The sequence below is a fragment of the Cryobacterium sp. 10I1 genome (genome assembly GCF_035019805.1).
GTDB classification, from domain to species: domain Bacteria; phylum Actinomycetota; class Actinomycetes; order Actinomycetales; family Microbacteriaceae; genus Cryobacterium; species Cryobacterium glucosi.
On sequence record NZ_JASJVF010000099.1, the window covers coordinates 1 to 11,096 of the forward strand.

The following is an 11,096-nucleotide window of genomic DNA, read 5'->3' on the forward strand; positions in this document are numbered from 1 at the left end:
GGCTACCGAATCGAACACGACACGATGGGCGAGGTGCAGGTTCCCGTCGACGCCCTCTACGGCGCCCAGACCCAGCGGGCCGTTGAGAACTTCCCGATCTCCGGCTCCGTCCTCGAACCCGCGCAGATCTCGGCCCTCGCCCGCATCAAGAAATCCGCCGCCCTCGCGAACGCGCAGCTCGGGGTGCTCGACGGCGACATCGCCGAGGCGATCGCCGGAGCAGCAGACGAGGTCATCACCGGTCTCTACGACGACCAGTTCCCGATCGACGTCTACCAGACCGGCAGCGGCACCTCCTCGAACATGAACATGAACGAGGTGCTCGCGACCCTCGCCACCCGCACCCTCGGCCGCCCGGTGCACCCGAACGACCACGTCAACGCCTCGCAGTCCTCGAACGACGTCTTCCCCACGTCGGTGCACCTCGCCGTCACGAGCGCGCTCATCGACGACCTCATCCCCGGGCTCGACCACCTCGCCGTCGCCCTCGAGGCCAAGTCGGTGCTCTGGGCCGATGCCGTCAAGGCCGGCCGTACCCACCTGATGGACGCGACCCCGGTCACCCTCGGCCAGGAGTTCGGCGGCTACGCCCGCCAGATGCGGCTCGGCATCGAGCGCATCCGCAGCGCCCTCCCCCGCGTCGCCGAGGTGCCCCTGGGCGGCACTGCAGTGGGCACCGGCATCAACACCCCCGCCGGCTTCCCCCAGCTCGTGATCGAGCTCCTGGTCGCCGAGACCGAGCTTCCCGTGACGGAAGCGCGCGACCACTTCGAAGCGCAGGCCAACCGCGACGGCCTCGTCGACGCATCCGGTGCCCTGCGCACCATCGCGGTCAGCCTCACCAAGATCTGCAACGACCTGCGCTGGATGGGCTCCGGCCCCAACACCGGCTTCGGCGAGCTGCAGATCCCCGATCTTCAGCCCGGCTCCTCGATCATGCCCGGCAAGGTCAACCCGGTCATCCCCGAGGCCGTGCTGATGGTCTGCTCCCGCGTGATCGGGAACGACGCGACCGTGGCATGGTCGGGCGCGTCTGGCTCCTTCGAGCTCAACGTGGCCATCCCCGTGATGGGCACCGCGCTGCTCGAGTCGATCCGCCTGCTCTCGAACGCGACGCGGGTGCTCGCCGACAAGACCATCGACGGGCTCGAGGCCAACCTCGACCGGGCGAAGGCCCTGGCCGGCTCCTCCCCCGCCATCGTGACGCCGCTCAACCGGGTGATCGGCTACGAGGCCGCGGCGAAGGTCGCCAAGCACGCGGTCGCGCACGGCGTCCCGGTGCGCCAGGCCGTCATCGACCTCGGTTTCGTGGAACGCGGCGAAGTCACCCTGGCCCAGCTCGACACGGCCCTGGACCTGCTCAGCATGACGCGTCCCCCCGCGCGCACCGCCTAGCCCCGGTACCTTTCCGGTCGAGGGCGCCCTTTCCGCGGGTCACTCTCGACCGGAAAGGGCACCTTCGCCGGATCGCGGGGTCAGTTCGGGTCGTTGCCCTCGAGCATCTCGGTGACGAGCGCGGCGATCGCGCTGCGCTCCGAGCGGGTGAGCGTCATGTGGGCGAACAGCGGATGCCCCTTGAGCGTCTCGATCACGGATGCGACGCCGTCGAAGCGGCCGACCCGGAGATTGTCCCGCTGGGCGACGTCGTGGGTGAGGACCACCCGCGAGTTCTGCCCGATGCGACTGAGCACCGTGAGCAGCACGTTGCGCTCGAGGGACTGCGCCTCATCGACGATCACGAACGCGTCGTGCAGCGAACGGCCCCGGATGTGGGTGAGCGGCAGGACCTCGAGGATCCCCCGCTCGAGGACCTCTTCGAGCACGTTCTCGGACACGAGCGCGCCGAGGGTGTCGAAGACCGCCTGGGCCCACGGGCTCATCTTCTCGCTCGCGTCACCGGGCAGATAGCCGAGTTCCTGGCCGCCGACCGCGTAGAGCGGGCGGAACACCATAATCTTGCGATGCTGCTGGCGTTCCAGGACGGCTTCGAGTCCCGCACAGAGCGCGAGCGCCGACTTCCCCGTCCCCGCTCGCCCTCCCAGGGAGAGGATCCCGATCTCAGGGTCGAGCAGCAGGTCGATCGCCAGGCGCTGCTCCGCCGACCGGCCCTTGAGGCCGAACAGGTCCCGGTCGCCGCGCACGAGCCGCATTTCGCCCTTGCCGGTGACCCGGCCGAGCGCCGAGCCGCGGTCAGAATGGACCACGAGGCCGGTGTTGATCGGCATGTCCTGCACCAGACGGGTGTTGAGCACCTCGTTGTCGTAGAGTTCGCTGATCTGGTTCGACCCGAGAGTGATCTCGTCCATCCCCGTCCAGCCGGAATCGACCGCGAGCTCGTGTCGGTACTCATCCGCGAGCAGGCCGATCGATGCCGCCTTGACCCGCAATGGCAGGTCCTTGGAGACGACCGTGACGGCGAGACCGTCGTTGGCGAGGTTCATCGCGACCGCGAGGATCCTCGAATCGTTGTCGCCGAGTTGCAGGCCCGAGGGGAGCACCGACATGTTGGAGTGGTTCAGCTCGACACGCAGGCTGCCACCCTCTCCGACCGGGATCGGGAAGTCGAGGCGTTCATGCTTGACACGCAATTCGTCCAGGAGCCGGAGGGCCTGGCGGGCGAAGTACCCGATCTCCGGGTCGTTGCGCTTGGATTCGAGTTCGGCGATCACGACGACCGGCAGCACGATGGCATGCTCGGCGAACCGGAAGATCGCCTTGGGATCCGACAGGAGGACCGAGGTGTCCAGCACGAAGGTGCGCTCGGTTTGCTTGATGTCGGAAGCCGTCTGGTTCGAACCCTGATAGTCGGTCTGATTAGCGGTCACAACCACTCCCACCCCGTGCCTCGAAAGGCGCGGATTGTGTTGGCGAGCTGGCCACGGGGGTTCTCGAGCCGTACTTATGTGGCCGTCTCGATCAGGCGCCGTACCTGATGGGGATGACGCTACTTACACTCGGTGAATATCGGAAGTGCGACACACACATTGTCACCAGACGTTAATGGGCGCGGCATCTGGGACTCAGTAAATGGCCGCCGTCGCATACGACGTGAATGCCCCGCGCAGCATGTCCACGGTTTCGACGCTGAGCACGGCGTGGGCGCTGAGCCGCACCCGGCCGTCGCGGGTCGTTGCGGTGATCCCGTGGTTGTGCAGGGCGATCGTGAGCGTGTTGAGCTGGGCGGGAGGGGGCTCGAGCACGAGGATCCCGGCCCGCTCGCGTTCATCCCTCGGCGACACCACGGGTACCGCGTACTCGTCGGCGAGGTCGATCAGTTGCGACACGTTGTCCGCGACCGCGGCCTCGATGTTATGAATGCCCGTCACGGCAATCTCTTCGAGAGCCGCGGAGAACCGCGCCTGCGCGATCGCGTCTCCATTGCTGACCCGGAATGCGCGGGCGCTGTGGCTGGGCGGCAGCACCTCGTCCCACGGCTCGGCAACGTCCGTTCCCGCGAAGCCCGAGAACACCGGAACGAGTCGTTCGACCGCACGGTCGCTCAGCGCCAGGAAACCGGTGCCCCAGCCCGAGCGCACCCATTTCTGGCCACCGGATGCGACGACATCCGCCATCTCATAGGCTGCGTCGGTGACACCGAAGCCCTGGATCGCGTCAACGATCAACAGACGGTCGCCGATCACCTGGCGGATGCCGTCGAGGTCCACCCGGAATCCGGTCCGCGAGTCGACGAGGCAGACCGCGACGGCGACCGTCGCGGGAGTGAGCTGCTCGCGGATCTCGCCGGGGGTCACCCTGCCGTGCTCGGTCCCCAGCCAGATCGGGGTCACGACGCGCAGGGCCTCAGCCGCGCGCACGGCAGCAAAGGGGACGGTGGGGAAATCGCCGGGCGAGAGCAGCACGCCCCCGGTCAGGCCGAACATGGCCTGCATGATGCCGGTCGTCGTGTTCGGCTCGCAGACGACCTGGTCGGCCCGGAAACCGGTCACGGCGGAGACGGCCTCGCGCATCCGCTCGTCCTGCTGGAAGAGGTGGTCGAGGCTGCCGAAGCGGGCGCGGGACAGGATCTCGGTCTGGCCGAGGCTCTCGGCCACCACCGTCGCCGAGAGCGGTCCGACGCGGCCGTAGTCGAGGTAACCGGACTCCTCGACGAACCCCGCGGCATAGGCATCGATCTCGGTCATCCGGTCTCCTAGCTTCCGAAGCGGCGCTGGCGTTTGGCGAAGTCGCGCAGGGCGCGCAGGAAGTCGACCTGGCGGAGGTCGGGTCCGAGCGCCTCGACGAAGTAGAACTCGCTGTGGGCGCTCTGCCAGAGCATGAAGTCGCTGATCCGCTGCTCACCGGAGGTGCGGATCACGAGGTCGGGGTCGGGCTGGCCACCGGTGTAGAGGTGCTGGCCGATGAGCTCGGGAGTAAGCGTCTCAGCGAGGTCCGCGAGGGTGTGCCCGTTCTCGAGGTGCGCGGCGACGATGCTGCGCATGGCGTCGGTGATCTCGGTGCGTCCGCCGTAGCCGACCGCGAGATTGATGTGCATGCCCTTCTTGCCCGCGGTGCGGGTCTCGGCGTCGCAGAGCGCCGCGATGAGCGGCGCGGGCAGGCCCTTCTTCGTGCCGACCTGCTGGACCCGCCAGTTGCGCTGGCGCGAGAGCTCCTCGGCGAGCTTGGCGATGATCTTGGTGAGCTCGGAGAGTTCCTCGCTCGGGCGGTTGGTGAGGTTGTCCGAGGAGAGTAGGTAGAGCGTGACCACCGAGATGCCGAGGTCGTCGCACCAGCTCAGGAACTCCCGCATCTTCGCCGCGCCGGCACGGTGGCCGTGTGCGGCGGACTCGAGCCCGAGCTGCCGGGCCCAGCGGCGGTTGCCGTCGATGATCATCGCGACGTGGCGTGGCAGGTTCTCCGGCGTCAGCCCGCGACGAAGGCGGCGCTCGTACAACCGGTAGAGGATGTCGCGCGCCAAGGGGACCTGCCTCTTCTGCACGTATTTACGCTAGCCCACTCGGGCAGCCCGTGCTTCTTCCGGCATGTTCGCTGTCGTATTCTGGCTGCATGGCCGCAGAGAGCAGCACCGGGGACGACGCAACCGCACGACAGCCGCTGAAGGCGCCCGACGACGAGTTCATCCCGCAGCTGCCGCTGCTCGAGTCGGAGGTGCCCCGGCCGGAGGATCTCAAGCCCACCTGGCGCGGCTGGATCCACGCGGGCACCTTCCCGGTCACGATCGTCGCGGGGATCGTGCTTCTGTCCCTCGCAGAGGGACCCGCGGCGAAGTGGAGCTGCCTCGTCTTCGTGATCAGCTCCCTGCTCCTGTTCGGTAACTCGGCGCTGTACCACCGCATCAACTGGAAGCCGCGCACGAAGCTCGTCTTCAAGCGCATCGACCACGCCAACATCTTCCTGCTGATCGCCGGTTCCTACACGCCGATCACGGTGCTCGCGCTACCGCCGTCGAAGTCCGTGCTCCTGCTCTCCCTCGTCTGGGGCGGCGCACTTCTCGGCATCGCCTTCCGGGTGTTCTGGATCACCGCACCGCGCTGGCTCTACGTGCCGTTGTACCTGCTTCTCGGCTGGGGCTCACTGATGTTCATCGTCGACTTCTTCCAGGCGAACGCCGCGATGATGACCCTCATCATGATCGGCGGCCTGTGCTACTCGGTCGGCGCTGTCATCTACGCGCTCAAGAAGCCCAACCCGTTTCCCGGGGTCTTCGGGTTCCACGAGATCTTCCACAGCCTGACCGTTGTCGCGTTCCTCTGCCACTGGGCGGCGATCCTGATCATCGCCACGCATCCGCTCTACCCCTGAGGCTGCTGGGTCTCCCGCGGGGTGGATGCCTCACCCGGGTGCGTCTCCGCCTCGACGCAGGCAGCGAGTTCCGCCTGCAGGCGCTCGGCGATCTCCGCGCGATACGTCGTGCGGCGGATGCGGCGGACCAGATCGAAGCCGAGCAGCACGACGGCGACCACGACGAAGAGGATCGCCAGGAAGCCGGCGGGCCCCGGCGTGACGGTGTCGGGGTTGAATTCGGGCGGCGGCGTGTTGGCGAGCATGAAGCCCGTCACCGCGTCGACGAGGTGCGGGAACAGGACGGCGCTCATGCCTCGTCCCGGATACCGGCGAACAGATCTGATTCAGGCATGACCGTTTCAACTTTCGATTCGACGAGCTGGAAGTCCTCGTACGGCCACGCCTCACGGATGAGGTCGTTCGGCCAGAAGAAGAAGCTGCTCGTGGGGGAAACCTGGCTCGCGTGGGCCCGCAGCGCCGCGTCCCTCGCGTCCAGGAAGTCGCCGACCGGAACGTGGGTCGTCGCCAGGGCCGGGTAGTTCTTCATCCAGTCGCGGGCCTCCCCGAGCGGCTCGAGCAGCGGGGACTCCGGTTCCTTGACGCTCAGCAGCAGGAAGAGGGCATCGATGCGTTCGAGGTTGAAGATGCGATCGTAGTAGAGCTTGTCGATCTGCCATGGTTCCCCGTCACCCGGGTACCGGGTGGGGTCCGCGGCGGCGCGATACGCGGCCATCGAGACCTCGTGGCAGCGGATGTGGTCCGGGTGCGGGTATCCGCCGTTCTCGTCGTACGTGATCAGGACCTGGGGGCGGAATTCGCGGATGATCCGCACGAGCGGTTCCGCGGAGAACTCGAGGTCGATGGTCGAGAAGGAATTCGGCGGGACCGAACCGTCTTCGTTCATGCCGGAATCCTGGTAGCCGAGCCACCGGTGTTCGATGCCGAGGGCCTTCTGCGCCTGGCGCATCTCCCGTCGGCGCAGGCCGGCCATGTCTCGCTCGGCCATCGCCGTGTCGGCGAGGGCGTCGTTGAGGATGCTGCCGCCCTCTCCGCCCGTGCAGCTCACGACCATGACCTCGGCGCCGCGGCTCCGGTAGTACGCATAGCTCGCAGCCCCCTTGCTCGACTCGTCGTCGGGATGGGCGTGAACGGCCAGGAGGCGCAGTGTCATCGGACTCCTCAGAAATGGCGGATAACCTAGGGACAAGACTAATCGTTGAACCGTGAGTGTGGAGTCTGAGTGACCGGCAGCAGGAACGTCGACAGCGGTACCCGCAGCGAGGGCACCCTGGATTCCCGGTACGGTCGCGCCCCGAACCGGCGCCTGCGCGACCGTCGGTCCCTGTGGATCACCGCCGGGGCCTTCGCCGTCGTGCTGGTGGGCTGGGTCGTCTGGGTTGGGCTCGGCGCCTCCCAGCCCCTGCTCGAAACCAGGGACATCCGCAACGTCGTCCAGGACGACCGGAACGTGACGGTGACCTTCGAGGCCTCGATTCCGGTGGGGTCACCGGCGAGTTGCGCGGTCGAGGCGCTCAACCAGAGCTTCGCGGTCGTAGGGTGGAAGGTGATCGACCTGCCGCCGAGTGACCAGTATTCACGTACGTTCACGGAGCAGCTACTGACGAGCGAGCCCGCCACCACCGGATTGATTTACCGGTGCTGGCTGACCTAGACTGACGTATTCGCCCCGACGTTCTTCGCCGGGGCGAGCGTTGTTTTCCTGCTGCGATCCGCCCGGAATCACGCACACAACACCGCACGATCACGCACATCCGGTACCACACGCATGACTCGAGCATGAGGAGGAGACCCACCCATGACTACTGAAACCACCGTCACCTGGCTGACGCAGGAGGCGTACGACCGCCTCGCCTCCGAGCTGGAGGCCCTGAGCACCGTCGGCCGGATCGAGATCGCGAAGAAGATCGAATCCGCGCGTGAAGAGGGCGACCTCAAGGAGAACTCGGGGTACCACGCGGCGAAGGACGAACAGGGCAAGCAGGAGGCGCGCATCCGCACGCTCATCGTGCTGCTCCGCAACGCCGAGGTCGGCCACGCCCCCGAGAGCAAGGGCGTTGTCGAGTCCGGAACCGTGATCACCGCCACCATCGCCGGTGACGAAGAGCGCTTCCTGATCGGCAGCCGCGAGATCGCCGGCGACAGCGACCTCAACGTCTACAGCGAGCAGAGCCCGCTCGGCGCCGCGATCCTCGGCCTCAAGGTCGGATCGAAGACGAGCTACACCACCCCGAACGGCAAGGAAATCGCCGTGGAGATCTTCGCCGTCGAAACCTGGGGCGGCGACTAGCAGCATCCGCGGCCACAGTCGTCCCGCGACGCGACCCTCAGTCGATCTGGGGGTCGTAACCGGCCGAGGTGAGTACGTCGACGACGTGCTGGCGGTGGTCGGGGCCGCGGGTCTCGACGCTGACGTTGAGTTCGACCTCGCTGATCTGCAGTCCGACGCCGTGCCGGGTGTGCAGGACCTCGACGACATTGGCGTGCGCTTCGGCGAGCAGCTCGGAGATGCGGGCGAGCTGTCCGGGGCGGTCCGGCAGCATGATGCGCAGGGTGAGATACCGACCGGATGCCGCAAGGCCGTGGCTGATGACACGCTGCATCAGCAGGGGGTCGATATTGCCCCCGCTGAGGATCGCAACGGTGGGGCCATCCGGGGTGACCTTGCCGGCCAGGATGGCTGCGACCGCGACGGCGCCGGCCGGTTCGACGACGAGCTTCGCGCGTTCGAGGAGCACGAGAAGCGCACGGGCGGTGTCGTCCTCTGTGACGGTGACGATCTCGTCGACCACGTCCCTGATGATCTCGAAGTTGAGCAGCCCCGGCTTCGCTACGGCGATGCCGTCGGCGATCGTCGGCAGGATCGGCACCTCGATCGCCTTCCCCGCCTCGATGGATGGCGGGTAGGCGGCGGCGTTGGCGGCCTGCACGCCGATGATCCGGATCGTGCGACCGTCGAGGAGCGCCTTCTGCTTCAGCGCGCTCGCGACGCCGGAGATGAGTCCGCCGCCGCCGATCGGGACGACGACGGTGTGCAGGTCGGGAACCTGGTCGAGGATCTCGAGGCCCAGCGTTCCCTGGCCGGCGATCACGTCCGCGTGGTCGAACGGCGGGATCAGGATCGCACCGGTCTCCGCGGCGTACGCCGCGGCGGCAAGCAACGGCTCGGCGACCGTGCTGCCCCGGAGGATGACGTGCGCGCCATAGTCCCTGGTGGCCTGGAGCTTGGGCAGGGCGACGCCGACGGGCATGAAGATCGTGGCCTTGATGCCGAGCTCGCGGGCGGCGAACGCAACGCCCTGGGCGTGGTTCCCGGCCGAGGCCGCCACGACGCCGTGTTCCTTCTCCTCGTCGGTGAGCTTCGAGAGGCGGTTGTACGCTCCACGGATCTTGTACGAACCGGTGCGTTGCAGGTTCTCGCACTTGAGGTGCACCTCGGCGCCGAGGACCGCGCTCAGGTAGCGGGAGCCTTCCATCGGGGTCACGGCGGCGACCTGGGAGACCACGGCGCGGGCGGCTTCGAACTCGGCGAGGCTCGGCCCGACGAGGGACAGGTTGGTCATGGGGTGCCTTCGGTAGTGGTCGTGCTGGACGGATTTCTTCTGGTCCTGGTGAAGCCGGGTCGTTGCGGGACGGTCCGCCACAGCGGCGATCCGGTACCCCGCGGAACGTCAGGGAGGTCGGCACGCCAACTGCCGCCCTGAATGTAGTTGATCATGACATTGAGCACGGCCGCGACCGGAACCGCGAAGAGCGCCCCCGGGATCCCGGCGAGCAACGAACCCGCAGCGACGACGAGCACAACGCCGAGCGGATGCACCTTGACCGCCGTTCCCATGATGAGTGGCTGGAGGACGTGCCCTTCGACCTGCTGGACCAGGAGCACGACCCCGAGCATGGCGAGCGCGATCGGCCAGGAGTTGAAGAGCAGAGCGATCACGACGGCGACGGCGCCGGTCGCGACGGCGCCCACGATCGGGATGAAGGAACCGAGGAAGACCAGGACACCGATCGGGATGGCGAGCGGGACGCCGAGCAGGAACGCGCCGAGCCCGATGCCGAGGGCGTCGATCGAGGCGACGAGGATCTGCACCTTCGCGAAATTGCCGAGGGTGGTCCAGCCGGCCTGCCCGGCGCCGTCGATCGCCGCCCGTGCCCGCCTCGGGAAGATCCGCACGATCCAGGCCCAGATTCCGGGGCCGTCGATCAGGAGGAAGAGCAGGCTGAAGAGCGTGAGCAGCAGCCCGGTGAGACCGTGGCCGAGCGAGGTGCCGAGCGAGAGTGCGCCGCTCAGGAAGACCTGGCTGTCGGCCTGGATCGCCGCAAGCGCCTGCTGCAGGTAGTCGTTGATCTGCGGTTCCGTGAGGTGCAGCGGTGACGCGAGCAGCAACGCCTTGAGGTCGCCGTAGGAGCCGGCGAGCCGGTCGCTGAGGCCGGAGAGGCCGCCGGCGAGCTGGGTCGCCGCGAGCGTGATCAGGGCGGCAGGGACGAGGAGAGTGGTGAGCACCGCGACGGCGATGGCCAGGCCCTTGGGCCAGCGGTGCCGCACGAGAAAGGAGACGAAGGGCGCCACGATCGAGGAGACCAGCACGGCGATGAGCAGCGGGATGACGATGAGCCGGAGCTGCACGACGACGAACAGGAAGACGGCGATGACGGCGAAGACGGCGAGGAGCCGCCACGACCACGCGCCGGCGAGCCGGATTCCCGCCGGGACGTTCTCATCGACGCCGTTCGGCGGAGCAGAGACGACGGCGATCGCTGCCGCTCCGGCCCGTTCGCCGGCCGCGGTGCGAGCTCCCGTACCTGGCCCGCTGCCGGGCTCCCGGCCGATCGGGGCGGCACGTCTGCGCCGCCCGGTGAGGAGTGCGCTCCAGCCCGGCCTACCCGCGGATTCCGTCATCGGACCAGTCTAGGCAATCGGAGGCAGTCACTGTCCCCGGTCCTCGCTAGGGTCGAGGAATGGTCCAGTCCCTCTCCCCCGCACTCGCCAGGCGCGTGGCCCTGGCCGCCCAGGGATTCGGGCGTCCCGTCCCGGCCGTCCCCGGCATCCGCCAGCTGGACGCCCTGGTGACGCGGCTCGGCCTGTTGCAGATCGACTCGGTCAACGTCTTCGAGCGCAGCCATTACCTGCCGGCCTTCAGTCGGCTCGGCGGCTACGACAAGGCGCAGCTCGACCGGCTGACCTTCGCTGTCGGCAAGCAGGCCCGCTATACCGAGTACTGGGCGCACGAGGCCTCGTTCGTGCCCCTCGAGAGCTGGCCGCTGTTCGCCTGGCGGATGGACGATTTCCGCGAGCAGCCAGTCGAGCATCGGCCGGTTGCCCTGCGACCAGG

12 protein-coding genes are annotated in these 11,096 nt (G+C 67.9%); 5 read left to right on the forward strand and 7 right to left on the reverse strand.

Translation table 11 applies throughout. From position 1 onward, the window contains the following. On the forward strand, positions 1-1,395 hold a 1,395-nt coding region (locus tag QN345_RS10235; RefSeq protein WP_323508621.1), incomplete at its 5' end, for a class II fumarate hydratase. An 80-nt stretch (positions 1,396-1,475) separates the two neighbouring features. On the opposite strand, the gene QN345_RS10240 is transcribed toward QN345_RS10235, so the two are convergent. The 3 genes from QN345_RS10240 to QN345_RS10250 form a co-directional block, all read right to left on the reverse strand. Then, a complete protein-coding gene (locus QN345_RS10240; RefSeq protein WP_241984953.1) occupies positions 1,476-2,774 on the reverse strand; it encodes a PhoH family protein in 1,299 nt (432 codons plus the stop codon). 246 nt (positions 2,775-3,020) lie between these two features. After that, positions 3,021-4,142 carry an aminotransferase class V-fold PLP-dependent enzyme gene (locus QN345_RS10245; RefSeq protein ID WP_323508622.1) on the reverse strand — a complete coding sequence of 374 codons (1,122 nt, stop codon included), beginning with the start codon at positions 4,140-4,142 and terminating at the stop codon, positions 3,021-3,023. 8 nt (positions 4,143-4,150) lie between these two features. Further along, positions 4,151-4,936, reverse strand: coding sequence for an isoprenyl transferase (locus tag QN345_RS10250; protein WP_134449490.1), 786 nt, complete (start codon positions 4,934-4,936; stop codon positions 4,151-4,153). Positions 4,937-5,004: 68 nt separating this feature from the next. Here QN345_RS10250 and trhA point away from each other — a divergent pair, with 68 nt between their 5' ends. Further along, on the forward strand, positions 5,005-5,760 hold the full coding sequence (gene trhA, locus QN345_RS10255; RefSeq protein ID WP_134449489.1) for a PAQR family membrane homeostasis protein TrhA: 756 nt from the start codon (positions 5,005-5,007) through the stop codon (positions 5,758-5,760). Here the strand turns inward: trhA and QN345_RS10260 are convergent. Next, positions 5,751-6,053 carry a hypothetical protein gene (locus tag QN345_RS10260; protein WP_322136208.1) on the reverse strand — a complete coding sequence of 101 codons (303 nt, stop codon included), beginning with the start codon at positions 6,051-6,053 and terminating at the stop codon, positions 5,751-5,753. The genes trhA and QN345_RS10260 overlap by 10 nt on opposite strands. Beyond that, positions 6,050-6,913, reverse strand: a complete 864-nt coding sequence (gene mca, locus QN345_RS10265; protein ID WP_322136209.1) for a mycothiol conjugate amidase Mca — start codon at positions 6,911-6,913, stop codon at positions 6,050-6,052. Before mca ends, QN345_RS10260 begins: the two co-directional genes overlap by 4 nt. A 69-nt stretch (positions 6,914-6,982) precedes the next feature. On the opposite strand from mca, the gene QN345_RS10270 reads away from it, so the two are divergent. Then, positions 6,983-7,414, forward strand: a complete 432-nt coding sequence (locus QN345_RS10270; protein ID WP_134449487.1) for a DUF4307 domain-containing protein — start codon at positions 6,983-6,985, stop codon at positions 7,412-7,414. Positions 7,415-7,558: 144 nt separating this feature from the next. Further along, positions 7,559-8,050 carry a transcription elongation factor GreA gene (gene greA / locus QN345_RS10275; RefSeq protein ID WP_134449486.1) on the forward strand — a complete coding sequence of 164 codons (492 nt, stop codon included), beginning with the start codon at positions 7,559-7,561 and terminating at the stop codon, positions 8,048-8,050. 37 nt (positions 8,051-8,087) lie between these two features. Here the strand turns inward: greA and ilvA are convergent, their stop codons facing one another. Together ilvA and QN345_RS10285 are read right to left on the reverse strand one after the other, a co-directional pair. Next, positions 8,088-9,323 (reverse strand): threonine ammonia-lyase, encoded by a 1,236-nt coding sequence (ilvA, locus tag QN345_RS10280; RefSeq protein WP_134449485.1) that lies wholly within the window; start codon positions 9,321-9,323, stop codon positions 8,088-8,090. Continuing rightward, positions 9,320-10,663, reverse strand: a complete 1,344-nt coding sequence (locus QN345_RS10285; protein WP_134449484.1) for an AI-2E family transporter — start codon at positions 10,661-10,663, stop codon at positions 9,320-9,322. The genes ilvA and QN345_RS10285 overlap by 4 nt, the downstream gene beginning before the upstream one ends. A 59-nt stretch (positions 10,664-10,722) precedes the next feature. Here QN345_RS10285 and QN345_RS10290 point away from each other — a divergent pair. Beyond that, the coding region (locus QN345_RS10290) for a DNA glycosylase AlkZ-like family protein (RefSeq protein WP_323508623.1) at positions 10,723-11,096 on the forward strand (374 nt) is incomplete at its 3' end.

What these genes read in the sequence shown, in the direction of transcription:
- QN345_RS10245 (WP_323508622.1), bottom strand. Translation starts at nt 4,142, where the DNA reads ATGACCGAGATCGATGCCTATGCCGCGGGGTTCGTCGAGGAGTCCGGT.
- trhA (WP_134449489.1), top strand. Translation starts at nt 5,005, where the DNA reads ATGGCCGCAGAGAGCAGCACCGGGGACGACGCAACCGCACGACAGCCG.
- QN345_RS10260 (WP_322136208.1), bottom strand. Translation starts at nt 6,053, where the DNA reads ATGAGCGCCGTCCTGTTCCCGCACCTCGTCGACGCGGTGACGGGCTTC.
- mca (WP_322136209.1), bottom strand. Translation starts at nt 6,913, where the DNA reads ATGACACTGCGCCTCCTGGCCGTTCACGCCCATCCCGACGACGAGTCG.
- greA (WP_134449486.1), top strand. Translation starts at nt 7,559, where the DNA reads ATGACTACTGAAACCACCGTCACCTGGCTGACGCAGGAGGCGTACGAC.
- ilvA (WP_134449485.1), bottom strand. Translation starts at nt 9,323, where the DNA reads ATGACCAACCTGTCCCTCGTCGGGCCGAGCCTCGCCGAGTTCGAAGCC.
- QN345_RS10285 (WP_134449484.1), bottom strand. Translation starts at nt 10,663, where the DNA reads ATGACGGAATCCGCGGGTAGGCCGGGCTGGAGCGCACTCCTCACCGGG.